Origin of the sequence: Frankia sp. CcI49 (assembly GCF_001983215.1) — a bacterium.
In the GTDB taxonomy this organism is placed as follows: Bacteria; Actinomycetota; Actinomycetes; order Frankiales; family Frankiaceae; genus Parafrankia; species Parafrankia irregularis.
Genome location: NZ_MOWP01000026.1, coordinates 148813 through 165996, shown reverse-complemented (window position 1 = coordinate 165996; position 17184 = coordinate 148813). Strand labels below are relative to the sequence as shown.

The 17184-nt window shown below is 71.0% G+C and carries 13 protein-coding genes and 1 pseudogene; 13 read left to right on the top strand and 1 reads right to left on the bottom strand.

What is annotated here, in order from left to right:
* Positions 1-55 precede the first annotated feature (55 nt).
* From CcI49_RS22730 to CcI49_RS22715, 4 genes are all read left to right on the top strand, one after another.
* A complete protein-coding gene (locus tag CcI49_RS22730) occupies positions 56-1150 on the top strand; it encodes a pullulanase-associated domain-containing protein (RefSeq protein ID WP_076829140.1) in 1095 nt (364 codons plus the stop codon).
* The gene (locus CcI49_RS22725; RefSeq protein WP_076829139.1) at positions 1147-2736 is read left to right on the top strand and encodes a hypothetical protein; all 1590 of its coding nucleotides are present in this window, start codon (positions 1147-1149) and stop codon (positions 2734-2736) included. The genes CcI49_RS22730 and CcI49_RS22725 overlap by 4 nt, the downstream gene beginning before the upstream one ends.
* Before the next feature lie 66 nt (positions 2737-2802).
* Positions 2803-3942, top strand: a complete 1140-nt coding sequence (locus tag CcI49_RS22720) for a hypothetical protein (protein ID WP_076829138.1) — start codon at positions 2803-2805, stop codon at positions 3940-3942.
* A 53-nt stretch (positions 3943-3995) separates the two neighbouring features.
* Positions 3996-5318: a M20/M25/M40 family metallo-hydrolase gene (locus CcI49_RS22715; protein WP_158230797.1), complete on the top strand. Its 1323-nt coding sequence runs from the start codon at positions 3996-3998 to the stop codon at positions 5316-5318.
* A 66-nt stretch (positions 5319-5384) separates the two neighbouring features.
* Here the strand turns inward: CcI49_RS22715 and CcI49_RS22710 are convergent, their stop codons facing one another.
* Positions 5385-6143 (bottom strand): dienelactone hydrolase family protein, encoded by a 759-nt coding sequence (locus CcI49_RS22710; protein ID WP_076829404.1) that lies wholly within the window; start codon positions 6141-6143, stop codon positions 5385-5387.
* A gap of 323 nt (positions 6144-6466) precedes the next feature.
* Here CcI49_RS22710 and CcI49_RS22705 point away from each other — a divergent pair, with 323 nt between their 5' ends.
* The 9 genes and pseudogenes from CcI49_RS22705 (at position 6467) to CcI49_RS22665 (ending at position 17128) form a co-directional block, all read left to right on the top strand.
* Positions 6467-7579 carry a hypothetical protein gene (locus tag CcI49_RS22705; protein ID WP_076829400.1) on the top strand — a complete coding sequence of 371 codons (1113 nt, stop codon included), beginning with the start codon at positions 6467-6469 and terminating at the stop codon, positions 7577-7579.
* A 10-nt stretch (positions 7580-7589) separates the two neighbouring features.
* Positions 7590-8948 (top strand): Pup--protein ligase, encoded by a 1359-nt coding sequence (gene pafA, locus CcI49_RS22700; RefSeq protein ID WP_076829135.1) that lies wholly within the window; start codon positions 7590-7592, stop codon positions 8946-8948.
* A gap of 189 nt (positions 8949-9137) precedes the next feature.
* Positions 9138-9773, top strand: a complete 636-nt coding sequence (locus CcI49_RS22695) for an FKBP-type peptidyl-prolyl cis-trans isomerase (RefSeq protein ID WP_076829134.1) — start codon at positions 9138-9140, stop codon at positions 9771-9773.
* A 133-nt stretch (positions 9774-9906) separates the two neighbouring features.
* The gene (locus CcI49_RS22690; protein ID WP_235497828.1) at positions 9907-11013 is read left to right on the top strand and encodes a WYL domain-containing protein; all 1107 of its coding nucleotides are present in this window, start codon (positions 9907-9909) and stop codon (positions 11011-11013) included.
* Positions 11010-11976, top strand: a pseudogene (locus CcI49_RS22685) (WYL domain-containing protein). Before CcI49_RS22690 ends, CcI49_RS22685 begins: the two are co-directional and overlap by 4 nt.
* Before the next feature lie 5 nt (positions 11977-11981).
* A complete protein-coding gene (locus CcI49_RS22680; protein ID WP_158230796.1) occupies positions 11982-12197 on the top strand; it encodes a hypothetical protein in 216 nt (71 codons plus the stop codon).
* Between the two features lie 423 nt (positions 12198-12620).
* Positions 12621-12899, top strand: coding sequence for a Sec-independent protein translocase subunit TatA (gene tatA / locus CcI49_RS22675; RefSeq protein ID WP_054566139.1), 279 nt, complete (start codon positions 12621-12623; stop codon positions 12897-12899).
* A 209-nt stretch (positions 12900-13108) separates the two neighbouring features.
* On the top strand, positions 13109-14134 hold the full coding sequence (tatC, locus tag CcI49_RS22670) for a twin-arginine translocase subunit TatC (protein ID WP_054566570.1): 1026 nt from the start codon (positions 13109-13111) through the stop codon (positions 14132-14134).
* A 54-nt stretch (positions 14135-14188) separates the two neighbouring features.
* Positions 14189-17128 carry a DEAD/DEAH box helicase gene (locus CcI49_RS22665; RefSeq protein ID WP_076829397.1) on the top strand — a complete coding sequence of 980 codons (2940 nt, stop codon included), beginning with the start codon at positions 14189-14191 and terminating at the stop codon, positions 17126-17128.
* Positions 17129-17184: the final 56 nt, after the last annotated feature.

The following is a 17184-nucleotide window of genomic DNA, read 5'->3' as shown; positions in this document are numbered from 1 at the left end:
GGGCGATCCTTCCGGCATCCCTGCGCGGGAGGAGCAGTCAGCGAGGACCAGGACGGTGACCTTTCACTACCGCCGACCGAACGGGAACTACGACGGCTGGTCGTTGGAAGTCGACGTCGACGGCGACAGGCGAGTCGAGGGGCCTGACGATACGGACGAATTCGGCCTGTTCTGGAAAATTTCCGTGCCGTACAACGCGTCCGAACTCGTCTATACCCTCAGGTCCTCGTCGGGCTCGGGGACGGACTCCAGGCGGGGCAGGGCGCCCGCCAGGTCCGACCCTGCGGAGGTTCACCGGCAAAAGCTGATCTTCGCCCAGCACGGGTACGAGGTCTGGTATTTCTCCGGTGACACGGCCGGGGGTGAGGCCGTGCGCTACCTGCCGCRCATCCCGCCGACATCCACGTCCTCACGTGACGCTGTCGAGAGCCAGATCACGGCTGTCGTCTCCGCGCTGGACGAGATCGAATCCCAGGCCCGCAGCGGGCAGGCATCGGTGGCGCGGATCGCGACGACCGTGGAGAACCAGCAGAAAACGATCACCGGCATCGGTGAAAGCCTGGAAAGACTGTCTTCAGGGATCGGAGTCTTCCTAGGACGTCTCATCCCGACCGAGGAAGGCGGAAATGCCGACGCGCTGGCGCTGGCCGCTGCGGCCGATGCCGGCTTGGACGTGGTCACGCAGGCGTTGGACCACGAGCGCCAGAAGCTTCTCGGTGCCGCGCACAGCCTGCCGCGGGAGGAGGAGCTCCTGCCTGGTCTCGCGTCGTGGCCGGCGGGTGGCCGGGTGTCGGTGCCTGTCGTCGGCGTCGGGCCGCGGCCGCTGTCCCGCCGGGATGCGCTGCTGGGGCGCCTCGATTTCGTCCGCGGTGTTGTGGCCGGAATGAAGGCCAGGGTCACCGCGGTACAGGAGCGACCCGGGCCGCACGATCCGGGGCGCCTGGAGGCGGACATCCTCGGCGACGTCCAGCACCTCAGGAACTGCATGAGTCAGGTGGTCGACGAGGTGGTCGACGCGTATGAGAAATCGAAAGAAGAGGTGCCGGGGCCGGTGGAGACCCTGCTCGTCGGCCTGCGGTCGGGCGGCGATGTCGCGGTGCGGGTGGATGCGCTGGAGCGGGAGATCGAGAGCAAAGGCGGAAAGTCGTGATCTACCGGGCGGTCGAATCGACGCTGCTCTCGCTGGCCCACCAGTGCGACGAGCTGGCTGACGCGATCATCGCAGTCCAGGCCCTGCTCCAGCAGAACGGCCAGCACGAATCCGCCGGAAATCTGAGCACCTTCCTGCAGGCGGCCCGGCGACAGGGGGCACGGCTGCGCGACAGTGCGGCCCAGGTGCGCGACAAGCCGAGCATGGCGGGGGTTCTCGAGTTCGCGCTCATCGAGCTCCGCGCAACCCGGGAGCTGGTCCGGGGAGGCGTCACGGACGAGGTGAGGGCCGCGAGCGACAGGCTCGCGCCCAGTAGCGACGTGGCACGGTACAAGTCCCTGATCGACGCGGTCGACGACGTGGCGACGGAGGCGGTCGAGGAACTGGAGGCCGCGGGGAACTGGCCGAGTGGGCCCTCCTACAACATCGGGAGGATCCGCGGCGCCGTCGACGACATCGCGTCCTACCCGATCCTCACCGCCGATCTCGGCGGGCTCGGTGGTTCGGGCGGGCTGCGCGGCGGTTCGGCCGCGGCCGCACCCGGCGCCGGCCGTGACAGCTTGCAGCGCATCGTGGACGGCGCCATCCAGCAGACCCTCGGAAGGCTGCCCCGTCACACCGACAGCACGGCGTTCGTCGCGGCGCTGAACGCGTCCTTCGACCGGACGGAGGTCGCGGGACGATCAGTGGTCACCTGGCGGCCGCGCAGCTACGTCGGCCAGACGGAGCTGGGTGGGGCGGTGACCGGGGCGCAGGCGAGCCTGTACGCGCGTGCCCGGGATTCGCTCGCCGCCGTCCTGCCGCTGCTGCACGGCCTCACACCGCTGCGTGCGGACGTCGATGTCGAGGAGATGGACGCGGCCCGCAGCATCATTCAGGCGGAGTTCAGCGCCGTGGTCAACGAGCTCGGGGCGGAGGGCGGCCCTCGGGTGCCCCGCGTTGACGACCTGTTCGAGATCCTGCTCAAGCAGGATGTCGTCGGTATCGGCAACAAACCGGTTCGCGGCGGGATGGTGGGCTATCTGAGCTGGGTCTTCGGGCTCGAGCCGGGCCGGGTCAACACCGTGGCCGAAGAGCAGAACCTCTCCTCCTTCCTWCTGCTGCAGGATCACATCGTGACGGTCGAGGCCAGCTGGAAGACGTTCCGTGACGGATCCTTCGGGCGGGATCTGGGAACCCGGCTGGTGTTGCTCTCGACCGCGCTGCAGGTGGTGGCGGAGTCCACCGACGAGGTCGTCGCCGCCCTGGATTCGGTCTTCGTGGGCAGCGCGGAGCGCAACGTGGCCCAGTTCCGGACCAGTGACGGCCGGGCGATGCTCGTCTCCGAGCTGCTGAGCTGGATCGCCTCGTTTGCCGGCCAGGAGGCCCGCGAGCTCGTGCAACAAGGTGGGCGGCGGGCCATGGGGGCTGTCATCACCACGGCCGGCCGGCTCGGGGGGCTGGTGGAGGACCTGCTGGGGGCGATCGGGTTCGACCCCGGGCTGCCGGCCGGAATGCGTCATCCCCGGGTCCGTCACCCACTCAACGAGCTGCGCGCCTACCTGCGTCGGGTGGATCAGCTGGCTCAGGACGTGCGGGTCGCATAGCCGGTCGGTGGTCGGTGGCCGGCGAGGCCCTGGACCCGGCCCAGGTGTCGGCTGGAGGAGGAGCAGATGGCAACGGAGCAGGAGTACCAGGCCCTGTACGACCGCGTCGCCGGCCTGCGGGAGCAGCTGGCCAAACAACTCGGCACCGACCTCATCGCCAATCCGCAGCTCGCCGATGCGCTGGTGCGCCAGGTGGACGACCTGTTGGCGGGTGTCGTCGCCGCGGACGCGGCCAAGCCGGTGCCGCCGGACAGGGGGCTGGCGGCGCTCATCGGCGTCGGGCCGGAAGCGGCACAGGAACTGGGGCAGACGCGCATCCCGACCGGGGTGGTGCCCTACGACGAGTCGGTCACCTCGGAGAGGATGATCGCCGTCGGCGATCTGTACTACATCTACCAGCACGAGCGGCTGGGGGTTTTCCGGGTCGTCCGCAAGCTCCAGGAGCTGTTCCGGGCCGGAACCGTCCGGTTGTCGGGCGGGCCCGGCGCGTACGGCCTTTACCAGTTCGACCGGCGTGACGTGCTGCGCTACACCCGTCGGGACAGAGCCGCCGCGTACGCGCGGGTACTGGGCTATGGGGCCGCCGCGGTACCCCGAGGATCCCGGCGCAACGTGGAGTTCCATCGGCAGTACAGCCACTTCGTCAACCAGGTCGCGCTCTTCTGGCGGGACAAGCGGATCTCCGACGTTATTCGGGAGCGCTCCTACGACCCGAGCTTCGGCAGCATCGCGGTGGTGCGCCGGGCTGGCCTCGACCTGCGCAACAACCTGAAGTTCGCCTCGTTCGGCCACCTCAACGTGTTGCGGGTGGAGGTGATGCAGGTCCTCGACGAGGCATTCCGCGTGCTGGAGTCCGACGACATCAGGCGGCTGTTCGGTGCGGACAACGCGTGGGACGTGGTCGAGGAGGTGCTGATCCGCTACTTCCACGAGCGTCTGGTCACCTCTCCGCGGCAGCGGATGGCGGTTGCCGGCCGTGAGGTGCTGCGATGGCTCGCGCAACCGCACCTGTTGCAGACCTCCCGGGTGCAGTTCGAGATGCTGCTGCTTGAGATCGCCGAGTACGCCGAGGAGTGGCTGACCAGCGCGGAGGCGCTCGGCGCGGCGGAACGGCGATCAGGGGCGCGGGTCCTGCCGTTTCAGGGCCGGGCACCGCTGCGACCGATGGCGGAAAGCGGTCGGGGAGCCACCCGGGGTGTGATCTGAACGCAGGTCCACGCGCCGCGATGTCCGCGGCGCGTGCGGCGCGCAGGGAGGTCATGGCAGATCTCTCCCGCTTCCTGCGGTTCCGGTCCGTCAGCGCCGAACCGGGCCAGGCCGGCGACCTGGGCCGTTGCGCGCAATGGCTGGCCGGGCGACTGCGGCGGTCCGGGCTCGCCGACACCCGCCTCGTGCCGACCGGCGGTGGGCCCCCGATCGTGATCGGCCATTCGGCGGACCGTCCCGGCCGGCCGCATCTGCTCATCTACGGGCACTATGACGTACAGCCGGCACCTCGCGACGGGTGGCGCACCGACCCGTTCACAGCGGTGGTCAGCAACGGCAACCTCGTCGGGCGCGGATCGGCCGACAACAAAGGGCCGATCATGGCCCACGTGGCGGCGCTGACGGCGGTCGCCCGCAGTGCGGGCCAGCTACCGCTGAACGTGAGCTGCGTCTTCGACGGCGAAGAGGAGATCGGCAGCCCGCATCTGCGGGCCGCGCTGTTCCATCATCGCCACGAGCTGGCGGCAGACGTGGCCGTGGTGTCCGACACCCGCATCCTCGGGCCGGACCGGCCGGCGCTTGTCCACGCGCTGCGGGGCTCCATCACCTTCGAGATCGAGGTCCGCGGTCAGCCACGTGATGTGCACTCCGGGGCGTTCGGTGGGGCGGTTCACAATCCGGCGCACGCCCTGGCCGACCTGCTGTCGTCGTTCCACGGCCCGGACAACCGGGTTGCCGTCGCCGGTTTCTACGACGGGGTGCGCGGGCCGATGCCCGCCGAGCGGCGCCGGATGCGGACGCACGGGCCGACCGACGCGCAGCTGCGCAGCAGTGCGGGTGGCAGGCCGTTGTGGGGGATGGCCGGTCCGACAGCCTACGAACGGAGCACGCTGCTGCCAGCGCTCAACGTGATCTCGTTGCGGTCCGGGGATCATCGGGTGACGGCGATTCCGGGGTGTGCGTCGGCGACTGTCAACGTCCGGGTGGCGGCTGGCCAGGACCCTGCGGCAGTGGTCCAGGCGCTGCGCGGCCACATCGCCGGCACGCTGCCGACCACGGTCCGGGCCACACTGCGGGTGGTTTCCTCGACCGGCCCCGCGGAGACCATGCCTGGCCATCCCGCGATGCGGGTGGCCGCGCAGGCCTATCGGCATGGCTTTGGGCGAGCGCCGGTTCTGCTCCGCTCCGGGGGCACCATCCCGGCCGTGTCCCTCATGCGGGACATCTTCGGCATCCCGGTCGTGCTACTCGGCTTCACCCTGCCCGACGCGGGCATCCACGGGCCGAACGAGCAACTGAACCTGGAGGTCTTCTGGCGGTCCGTGGACACCTGCATCTGGTTCCTGCACGGCCTCGCGCGCCCGTCGAGGGCATGAAAAGATCTTCGGGGTGCCTCGCGGCCTCCCTTCACGGACTGCCGGGCGCGCCGACGCGTGGCCTGCTCAGGCCGGGCGCACCCGCTGGTCCAGGAAGTCGACCGTCCGCCGCCAGGCGTCGACGGCCGCCTCGGGGCGGTGGACGGCCGGCCGGTCGTGGCTGTGGAAGGCGTGGCCGGCGCCCGGGTAGCTGACGAGCTCCGTCGGCTGGCCCGACCGGGCCGCGGCGACCCGAAGCTCGTTGATGTCGGTGAGCGGGATCAGGGCGTCCTCCTCGCCGTACAGGCCGAGCCAGGGGCCCATAAGCGCCGGCGCGATGTCGAGCAGCGGGGGCACTCCGGGCCAGGCGGAGGTGCTGACCGATCCGCCGTAGAACGACACCGCGGCGGCGAGTGGCCGGCGGCTCGCCGTGGCCAGCGCCACGGTCCCGCCCATGCAGAAGCCGATGACGGCCGTCTGGGACGGGTCGAGGCCGACGTCGCTCAGGTGCGCGAGGCAGTCATCCACATCCGCGTGGATGCCGTCACCGGTGAGCGTGCCCATCTGCGGTATCGCGCCAGCCCAGCCGTCGGTGGGGTCGACCTCGGCGATGCCGTCCCGGTGGTACAGGTGGGGCGCGATCGCGAGATAGCCCGCATCGGCCAGCTCGTCGCAGACGGACAGCAGGTAGGGGGTGATCCCGCGGGCGTCCTGGATCACCACGATCCCGCCGCGCGGCGGGTCGTCGGCGGCAGGGGCGGTCACGGTCGCGGGCGTGCGGTCCCGGGCCGCCACCTCGGTTCGCAGATGGTCGTGCGTGTGCTTCTCGTTGGCCTCGGCTGTCATGCGGCCATCCTTCCCCCGCGCGGGGCAGGGCAGCACCATCCGGGCCGATGTTCCCGCTTCGGATCCCGCTTCCGCTCCCACCCGGTTGCGGCCGGGTCGTGGTCGACGCCCGCGGCGCGCACCTTTCCGCCGCGGTGTCGGTGACGCGGGCGATGTGGCCTCCGGTGTGGTCCCACCCGGACACGCCACCCCTGATGCCACCCCACCCGGACGCCCTGACCTGCGGGACGCTGCCCCCTGGTCGCCCTGTGTAGGGCAGTAGCCGCCGACGGTGGCCAGGCAGTGGACAGGCAGCCAGGTAGCGGACAGGTAGTGGAGGCGTGATGGTGCTGACAGTGGAACGCCGCAGCCTGACCGTGGTGCGTCGCGCGGCAGCGCTGCCCGTGGGGATGGCTGTCCTGCTCGGCCTGATCGTCYGCCTCTACGGCTCGACCGTCACCTCCGTGCGTCCTCGTGGCCTGCCGGTGCTCGTGGCGGGCCCGGCGCAGTCGACGCAGGCGTTCATGGACGAGGTGGAGCACATGTCACCCGGTGCCATGCGGGTGACCGTCGTCGCCGACGCCGATGCCGCCGACCGCGCACTGCGCGACCGCAAGGCGTACGCGGCGTTCGTCTTCACCGCGGACGGCCTGTCGCTGCGGCTCGCCTCCGCCGCCAGCCCGGCGGTCGCCGAGGCGTTGGTGCGCGGTATGGCGATGACGTTTCCCGATCTGCGCATCCCGGTCGTGGACGTCGTCCCGAACGCCGCCGCCGATCATCAGGGCGGCGGGGTGTCGGCCGGGTACCTGCCGCTGGTGCTGATCGCGGCGGCGGTGGGCGTGTTGCTGGCACGTTCGGGCCGGTCCCGGCAGCAGCGTCTCGTGGGCCTGTCGTGCTTCGTGGCCGCCGGTGGGGTGGCTGGCACGCTGGCGTTGAGCGGTGGTCTTGATGTGCTGCCCGACAACTTCCTGCGCAGCGTGGTCGTGCTGGCCGTGATCACCGCTGCGGTCACCGCGCCCGTGATGGGGCTGGGCGCGGTGGCCGCTGTGCGCGGTCTCGTCGCCGCCGTCGCCCTGACGGTGGTCGGGGTGGCGTTGTCCGGGGCGTCGTCGGCGCCGGAGATGCTGCCGACCCCGTGGGGCGGGTTCGGCCAGCTGCTGCCGCCCGGCGCGGGGGTGACCCTGGCGCGGTCGACGCTCTACTTCGACGGGGCCGGTGGGGGCCGGGCCGCGGCGGTGCTGACGATCTGGGCCGTGGCCGGGATCGCGCTCATGCTCGTCGGCCGGGAGCGGGCCGGCGCCGGGCGCGCCCGTGGGCCGGAAGCCCCGTTGCCGGGTGAGCCCGCCCCCGCGGAGGTGGGCACGACGCCGGTGACGGGGCAGATCGTACGACCCCGAGAGGGTGGACTCGAGATCAGCCATGGCGTCTCGCCGCGCGAGGAGGGCTTCCGAGCATAGGGTCGGTCTCGTGGATCGCCGCATCTTCGGCCTGGAAAACGAGTACGGCGTCACCTGTGTGTTCCGAGGGCAGCGGCGGCTGTCTCCGGACGAGGTGGCGCGGTACCTGTTTCGGCGTGTCGTGTCCTGGGGGCGCAGCAGCAACGTGTTCCTGAAGAACGGCGCCCGGCTCTATCTGGACGTCGGTAGCCACCCGGAGTACGCCACTCCCGAGTGCGATTCCGTGCCGGACCTCGTCACGCACGACAAGGCCGGTGAACGCATCCTGGAGGGCCTCCTCGTCGAAGCCGAGCGCAGGCTGCGGGAGGAGGGCATCGCGGGCGACATCCATCTGTTCAAGAACAACACGGACTCGGCCGGGAACAGCTACGGCTGCCACGAGAACTACCTCGTCGGCCGGCACGGGGAGTTCAGCCGGCTGGCCGACGTGCTGGTGCCGTTCCTGGTCAGCCGCCAGATCCTGTGCGGTGCGGGCAAGGTGCTGCAGACTCCGCGTGGCGCGGTCTACTGCATCTCGCAGCGCGCCGAGYACATCTGGGAGTCGGTGTCCTCGGCGACAACCCGTTCGCGGCCGATCATCAACACCCGCGACGAGCCGCACGCCGATGCGGAGCGCTTCCGTCGCCTGCACGTCATCGTCGGTGACTCGAACATGAGCGAGACGACGATGCTGCTCAAGCTCGGCTCGACCGACCTCGTGCTGCGCATGATCGAGGCTGGTGTGGTGCTGCGGGACATGTCGCTGGAGAACCCGATCCGGGCCATCCGCGAGGTCTCGCACGACATGACCTGCCAGCGTCGGATCAAGCTCGCCAACGGCCGCGAGGTGAGCGCGCTGGACATCCAGCGTGAGTACTACGCGAAGGCGGTGGAGTTCGTCGAGCGGCGCGGCGGGGATGCCGTCGCGAAGCGGGTTCTCGACCTGTGGGGCCGTACCCTGCTGGCCATCGAGACCGAGGATCTGGAGCTTGTCGCCCGGGAGATCGACTGGGTGACGAAATACGTGCTGATAGACCGGTTCCGGCATCGGCACGGCCTGCCGTTGTCGTCGCCGCGGGTCGCCGAACTGGACCTGAAGTACCACGACATCCACCGCGAGCGCGGGCTCTACTACCGGATGGAGCGGGCCGGTCTGGTCGAGCGGGTGTGCCGCGACCTCGACATCTTCGAGGCCAAGTCGGTTCCGCCGCAGACCACCCGGGCCCGGTTGCGTGGGGAGTTCATCAAGCGGGCGCAGGAGAAGCGGCGCGACTTCACGGTGGACTGGGTCCATCTGAAGCTCAACGACCAGGCGCAGCGCACGGTGCTGTGCAAGGACCCCTTCCGCTCGGTCGACGACCGGGTGGACAAGCTGATCGCGAGCATGTAGGCGCGAGCAGCCCAGGGCGTTCGGCGCGGCCGGGGTGTTCTGCCGCAGCCAGGTCGCGGGTGGTCGGTGTGTGGTCCTCTACAGTCGTCTGCACATGTGCAGCCAGCTCGTCCGGAGCGTGGCGCCGAACGCGGCGGCGGTGTTGCCTGCCGTGCCGGCGTCCCGCGCAAGCAGAGGATCTCAGTTTCCGTGACCGTTTTCTCCCGTGACGTCGCAGCCCGTCATCGTCGCCGGCTGATCGGCCTCGTTCTCCCCGCCGTGCTGCTGGTGCCGATGGCCGCGTGCAGCTCGTCGGACGCCCCCGACGGAACCAAGGCCGCTCCGATCGCGGCGCCGTCAGCGGCGGCGACCGCGGTCGGGGAAGGTACGCCCGCGGTGGAGAACGCCACCGACCTCAAGCGCAAGCCCGTCGCGGCGGCCGGCGAGGGCGAGGCGCCGTCCGAGCTGGTCACCAAGGACCTGGTGGCCGGCGACGGCAAGGTGGCGAGCGCGTCGAGCACCGTCACGATCCACTACGCCGGCACGATCTGGAAGACCGGCAAGCAGTTCGACGCGAGCTGGGACCGCAGCACCCCCGAAACGTTCCCGCTGCAGAACACGGTGACCGGTTTCGGCCAGGGCATTGCCGGGATGAAGGAGGGCGGTCGGCGCCTGATCGTGATCCCGCCCGACCTGGGCTACGGTCCGATGGGCGGCCAGCCGGCGGCGGGGATCGAGGCCGACGACACGCTGGTGTTCATCGTCGACCTGCTCGCCGTGGGCAGCGGCGACGCCGCCGGCGGCGGCTCCGGGGGCGCGGCGGGCTCGACCTCCGGGCAACTGTGAGTAGCAGGCGTAGCTGACGATCGGCGTGGTCATCGCGGCAGGCCGGTTGCCGAGATCACACCGAGTACCGCTAGCCTGATCAGATGTGTCCCGCCGACGGCTGGAGCGCCTGCTCAATCTGACGATGTGCCTCATGGCGACATCGCGTTTCCTCACCGTGTCCCAGATCGGGGAGATGGTGGACGGCTACGAGCCGGGGGAGTCGGAGGAGGCCCGGGAGGCGTTCCGCCGGATGTTCGAGCGAGACAAGCAGTCGCTGCGTGAGATCGGCATCCCGGTCGAGACCGGTTCCGACTCGGCCTTCAGCGACGAGCTCGGTTACCGCATCCCGCGCGGCGACTACGCGCTCGGCGAGATCCCACTGGATCCCGACGAGTTCGCCGCGCTGGCACTTGCGGCCTCCCTGTGGTCCAGCGAGGCACTGGCCGCGCCGGCGGCGAGCGCGCTGCGCAAGCTCGCCGCCGCCGGGGCGCCGGTCCGTCCCGCGGCGCTGCGCGGGCCGGACCCGCTGGCTGTCTCCTCCGGGCCCGCGGCCGGGTTCGACGCGGCGGACGGCCTGGGCGGCCTCGGGTCCACCGACGGGTTCGCGGGGTTCGAACCGAGGGTCGACGCGACGGAGCCGGCGTTCGAGGCCGTGCTCGCCGCCGTCCAGGCCAGGCGTGAGGTGCGCTTCCCCTACCGCCGCCCTGGTCAGACTGAGGACACGGAGAGGCACCTGCAGCCCTGGGGCGTGTTGTCCTGGCGTGGCCGCTGGTATCTGGTCGGGCACGACCTGAACCGGCAGGCGTCGCGGGTGTTCCGGCTGTCGCGGGTGACCGGCCCGGTGCGGGCGGTCGGCCCGGCCGAGGCGTTCACCGTGCCACCCGAGGTGGATCTGCGGGCGATGGTGTCCGCGACGGAGCCCACCGAACCTTCCCGCACAGCCCTGCTGTGGGTCCGGCGTGGCTGTGGCCATGCGCTGCGCCGCCATGGGCGTCCCGCGGGGCCTGCTCGGGCGGCGGCAGCGGAGCGGGTGGGCCGCCTCCCGGGCGGTGATCTTCTGGAGGTCGAGTTCTCCGATCTGGAACGCTTCGCCCGCTGGGCGGTCGGCTATGGTCCCGACGTGGTCGTTCTCGAGCCGGCGGATCTGCGCGGTGAGGTCGTCCGCAGGCTGCGGGCCACTGTCGCGGCGACAGCACTGCCAACGCCGGCGGCATCGCCGGTGGCCCGTGCGGCGGCGGTGGGAACCGGGCCCAGGTGAGCGGATCGGTGGATCGGTTCAGCCGCCTGCTCGCGCTGGTTCCGTGGCTGCGGGCCCACCCGGGGGTGTCGCTGGAGGACGCGGCGAGCGAGTTCGGGATCACGGAGCGCCAGCTCCGCGCCGACCTCGACCTGCTGTTCGTCTGCGGGCTTCCCGGTGGTGCTCCGGGCGACCTCATCGATGTGAGCTACTCCGGGGACCGGGTGACCGTGGTCGACCCGCAGACCCTTGACCGGCCGCTGCGGCTGTCGGCCGACGAGGCCATGGCGCTTCTCGTCGCTGCCCGGGCGCTGACCGACGTGCCGGGGCTGACCGGCCGCGAGGCCCTCGACCGGGCGGTGCGCAAGGTGGAGGAGGCCGTCGGTCACGAGTCGGCCCGCCATGTGCGGGTGGCGCTCGACCCGCACGACGAGGTGCTCGCGGTACTGCAGGAGGCGATCCGCCTGCGCCGTCGGGTGCGCCTGCGCTATCTGGTCTGGGCCCGGGACGAGATGACCGAGCGGGAGGTCGACCCGATGCGGGTCCTCGTGCGCGGTGGCTACTGGTACCTGGAGGGCTGGTGCCACCGGGCGTCGGCGGTGCGTCTGTTCCGGCTCGACCGGATCGATGGCCGCGCGGGCGTCGACGTCCTGGAGGTCGCCGCGCAGCCGCCGCCGGACGCGACCCCCCGGGACACCGCCGAGGGGGTGTACCAGCCGGGGCCGGACGACATCCCGGTCCGGCTCGACCTCGATCCGCGGGCGCGCTGGGTGGTCGACTACTACCCGGTGTCCCAGGTGTGTGACCTGCCCGACGGGGGGGGTCAGCGTGGTGCTGCGGGTGGCCGACCTGGCGTGGCTGAGCCGGCTGGTCCTCGGCCTCGGCGAGCTGGTGCGCGAGGTGGCGCCGGCGTCGGTCGCCGCGAGCGTGAACGAGCTGGCGGGCCGCGCGCTCGCCGGGTACGGCGACGAGATCATAGGGTGATGGGTGTGCCTCTGCTCCTCGTACATCTGGTGATGATCTTCGGCTCACTCGGCGTGCTGGCGCTTTGTGCCCTGCGGCTGTGGAGGCAGATCAAGGCGACGAAATCCGCGGCCTTCGAGTTGAAGGACCGCGCCGCCGACCTCGGAAACAAGGTGTCGGAACTGACCGAGCGCCTGGAATCCGTGGATGTCGCCGCCCGGCTGGCGGCCAACGCGAGGTGAGGAGGCCGGCGGCCAACGCGAGGTGAGGAAGTCGACTTCGGTGGTGGCCGCGCCAGGTTTCCGGATGGCGACGCCGGGTGATGGTGTGGTGGTGGGGCTCGCTGTATGGCCTCGCAGGGTCATTGCGTCACGGCGGTCCGGCACCGAATGCCGGCCGGTATCCGTCGCTGATCGACCGGAGGGTGGGTCGCCCGAGGTTGGCAGCGCGCGACAAACCGTGGTCGGAGTGTCCTGGATGCCCTGCGTCGGCGGTCCGGTTTGTAGCGGAAAGTGCCGGTGAGGCAGCTCATCATCTTCGCGTTGCGAAGACGTCACCTGCGGGATACCCGGTTACTGTCTATCGCTTCCTAGGCTGACCGACGTAGCATCGACCGCACCGGTCTCCCGACCGCACCGGCATTTGCATTTTGGAGGACGCCTGCCATGCCCAACCTTGGCACGACCGAGATCATCATCATCGCGCTGGTAGTCATGGTGCTGTTCGGCTCCAAGAAGCTTCCCGACGCCGCCCGTTCCTTCGGCCGGTCGCTGCGCATCTTCAAGGCCGAGACGAAGGGCCTCCGCGAGGACGACGCCCCGGCCCCGGCCACCGCGGCCCCCGCGGCGCAGCCCGTCGCTCCGCTCCCGATCGAGAGCCGCCCCGTGGTCACTCCGGCCACCTCGGTCAACGGCGCATCGCCGGTCGACGCCGAGCGCCGCTGAACGATGCCGGTGCGGTCCGGGCCGTCAGGCCCGGACCAGCTTGCCGATCGGTCCGCGCGCTGGCCGGCCCGGCGTGCGCACATCGGCGGATTCTCCGTCTGAACCCTCACGGAGCGGTGGCGGCGAGCTGAACGACAGCGTCGCCCCGATCATCCGTGGTGAGCCCGTCCGTCCGAACCATCGCCCTCATCGAGCAGGAGCCTCAGCCCGTGCCACGGTTGCCAACGCCGCGCACCCTCGCCTCGTCGGTGAACCAGCGGCGCACCCGCACGGTCGAGGACAGCAGGATGCCTCTCACCGAGCACCTGCGAGAGCTGCGGAACCGCCTGGCCAAGGCGCTTCTCGCCTTCGGCGTCGCGTCGATCGTCTGCTTCATCTGGGAGCCGAACATCTTCCAGTGGCTGATCGACCCGTACTGCTCCCTGCCAGCGGACAAGCGCGGTGACTTCGGTGGCGGCGACGGGTCCTGCAACCTGTACTTCTTCGGCATCCTGGATGCCTTCACCATCCGGCTGAAGATCTCGATGCTCTCCGGTGCGGTGTTCTCGGCCCCGATCTGGCTTTACCAGCTCTGGTCGTTCATCACCCCCGGTCTGCACCGCAACGAGCGGCGCTGGTCGCTGACCTTCGTCCTCGCCTCGCTCGTCCTGTTCGCCGCCGGCGGCTTCTTCGCCTACATCACGCTCCAGACCGGCCTGAAACTGCTGCTCGGCTTCGGTGGCGACGGTCTTGTCAGCGTCCTGGACGGAAGCAAGTACCTGAGCTACGTCTTCGCGATGCTGCTGGTCTTCGGGCTGTCGTTCGAGGTGCCGCTGCTCATCACGATGCTGAACCTCGCGGGCCTCGTCACGACCGCGAAGCTGCGCTCCTGGCGGCGGGCCGAGATCTTCCTGGTGTTCGTCTTCGCTGCGGTCGTGACGCCGAGCCAGGACCCCTTCACCATGCTGGCACTGGGCCTGCCGATGATCATCCTCTATGAGGTGGCGCTGATCATCGGGTGGGTCAACGACCGGCGCAAGATCCGCCGGGGTGACACCTCGCCGTACGCGGACCTGGCTGACGACGAGGTCTCACCGCTCGACTTCGACGACACCAGGGCGGACCGTACGACCAGCACGGGCAGCCGGGGTGGTGGGGCCGCGGCCGGCTCGGGCAGCGGGTTGAACGTCGACACGGTGGTGGCCGGTGCCGCCGGTGCGTCCCCCGCCGACAACCTCCACGGCGACGTCACCTGATTCCGCCGAACACCCACTTTTTGCGCCACGCCCAGGCGGCGTAGGGTGAGCAACGTGTCCTCCGCGCCTGGCGCCGTCGAGGAATTCGCGGCCCGGTATCCCTTCGGGCTCGATCCGTTCCAGTCCGAGGCCGTCAACGCCCTCGCCCAGGGCGAAGGTGTGCTCGTGGCCGCGCCGACGGGCGCCGGCAAGACGGTCGTCGGCGAGTTCGCGGCGCACCTCGCGCTCGCCACCGGCACCCGCTGCTTCTACACCACGCCGATCAAGGCGTTGTCGAACCAGAAGTACGCGGATCTGGTCGCCCGCTACGGTGCCGACTCGATCGGCCTGCTGACCGGCGACACGTCGCGCAACGGCGACGCCCCGGTGGTCGTGATGACCACCGAGGTCCTGCGCAACATGCTCTACTCCGAGGCCGCGGGCAGCGGCCGGCTCGACGCGCTCGCCTACGTGGTCATGGACGAGGTCCACTACCTCGCCGACCGCCAGCGGGGCGCCGTGTGGGAGGAGGTGATCATTCACCTTCCTCAGCACGTGCGCCTGGTCTCCCTCTCGGCGACGGTCAGCAACGCCGAGGAGTTCGCCGAGTGGCTGGTCACCGTCCGGGGCCACACCAGGGTGATCGTCAGCGAGCATCGCCCGGTGCCGCTCTACCAGCATGTGCTCGCCGATCGTTCCCTGCACGATCTCTTCGTCGATCGCTCCTCCGGGGCGCGTGCCACGGCCTCCGACGGCCCGGTCTCCGGTTCTGACGCGCGCACCACGACCACCCCGGACAGCCCCGACGCCCCCGTGGCCGGGAGGCGTGCCGCGAACCGGGCCGCCGCCGCGGAGCGGGTAACGCCGGGCGGCCCGCGGTCGAGTGACTCGGGTGGCCAGGCAGCGGGCGGCCGGGTGGTCAACCCGGACCTGCTCAGGCTCGCGCGCGAGGAGTCACAGTCCGGCTACGAGCGCGGCCGCGGGCCCCGCTCCTCGCGGGCCGGCCGGCCGGGTGGCGGTGGTGGCGGCGGTAACGGTGGCGGTCGGCGTCGTTTCGGGCCCCCGAGCCGCCCGGACGTCGTGATCCGGCTCGACCGGGCTGGTCTGCTCCCCGCGATCGTGTTCATCTTCAGCCGGGTCGGCTGTGACGCCGCGGTGAACTCCTGCGTCCAGGCGGGCCTGCGCCTGACGACATCCGACGAGCGGCGGGAGATCAACGCGCACGTGCGGGCCCGGACGGCGGGCATTCCGCAGGCCGACCTCGACGTGCTCGGCTACTGGCAGTGGCTCGACGGGCTGGAACGCGGCATCGCCGCCCACCACGCCGGCATGCTCCCCACCTTCAAGGAGGTGGTGGAGGAGCTGTTCGTCCGCGGGCTGGTCCGGGCCGTGTTCGCCACCGAGACCCTCGCCCTGGGCATCAACATGCCGGCTCGCACCGTCGTGCTCGAACGCCTGACGAAGTTCAACGGCCAGACCCGCGCGGACATCACCCCGGGGGAGTACACCCAGCTCACCGGGCGTGCCGGGCGACGAGGGATCGACGTCGAGGGCCATGCGGTGGTGCTGTGGCAGCCCGGGCTGGACCCCCTCGCCCTCGCCGGCCTCGCGTCGACCCGTACCTATCCGTTGAAGTCGTCGTTCCGGCCGTCCTACAACATGGCGGTCAACCTGGTCGGGCGGCTCGGTGCGCAGCGCGCGCGGGTGGTGCTCGAGTCGTCGTTCGCGCAGTTCCAGGCGGACAAGGCGGTGGTGGGGATCGCCCGTGCCGTACGCCGCAACCAGACCGCGATCGAGGAGCTGACCGCCGCGCTGGACTGCGACCGCGGTGCCGTCGCGGAGTACGACGAGCTGCGTCGCCAGATCCGGGAGCGGGAGAACAACCTGTCCCGTGCGGGCACGGCGCGCCGGCAGTCCGAGGTGGCCGAGGCGTTGGCGAAACTGCGCAGCGGGGACGTGGTGCGCGTTCCGTCGGGGCGGCGCGGCGGCCTTGTCGTGGTGCTGGACGCCGGGCTCGACACCGGGTCACCGGAAGGGCCCCGGCCGGTCGTCCTCACCGTGGACCGGCAGGTCCGGCGGCTGTCGATGATCGATTTCCCGGTCCCGGTGGAGCCGCTGGCGCGGGTGCGGATCCCGAAGTCGTTCAACCCCCGCTCACCGCAGGCCCGCCGCGATCTGGCCTCGTCACTGCGCAACACCCGGCTGCCCGAGGAGCCCGGCCGGCGGGAGCGGATGCGGTCGCTGGCGGCGGACGACACCGAGCTCGCCCGGCTGCGCCGCGCCATGCGGGCCCACCCCGTGCACGACTGCCCGCAGCGTGAGGCCCACCTGCGTTCCGCCGAGCGCATCGACCGGCTGCGCCGGGAGACCGCTGGCCTCGAACGCAAGGTCGAGGGGCGGACGAACACGGTGGCCCGAACGTTCGACCGGGTCCGGGACACCCTCGCCGAGCTCGGCTACCTCAGCGCCGGCGGCGACTCCGTCACCGAGGCCGGGGCGATGCTGGCACGGATCTACACCGAGCAGGACCTGCAGGTCGCGGAATGCCTGCGCACCGGGGCGTGGGAGGGGCTGACGCCGCCCGCACTGGCCGCGGCCGTCTCGACGCTGGTGTTCGAACCGCGTGGCGACGATGTCGCGGCTCCCACGTTGCCCGGCGGTGCCGCCCTGCAGGAAGCCCTCGCGGACATGGCGAACATCTACACCCGCCTGAGCATGGTCGAGGACGATCACCGGCTGGGCTTCCTCCGCCCACCGGACCTGGGTTTCGTCGCGGCAGCCTTCGGGTGGGCGTCGGGCCGTGGGCTGGAACGGGTGCTCTCRGAGGCCGGCACCGAGCTCACCGCCGGCGATTTCGTCCGCTGGATGCGTCAGCTCCTCGACCTTCTCGACCAGATTGCGCAGTTGGYGCCGAGGTTCATGGCGGGCGAGAGCGGGGCCGGGGTGGGCAAGGCCGCCCGGGACGCGATGGACGCGATCCGCCGCGGAGTGGTCGCCTACTCGATGTCGACCTGAGCGCACATCGGGCCCGTGCGGAGTCGGGCCCGTGCGTGCGTCGGGGCTGCGCGGAC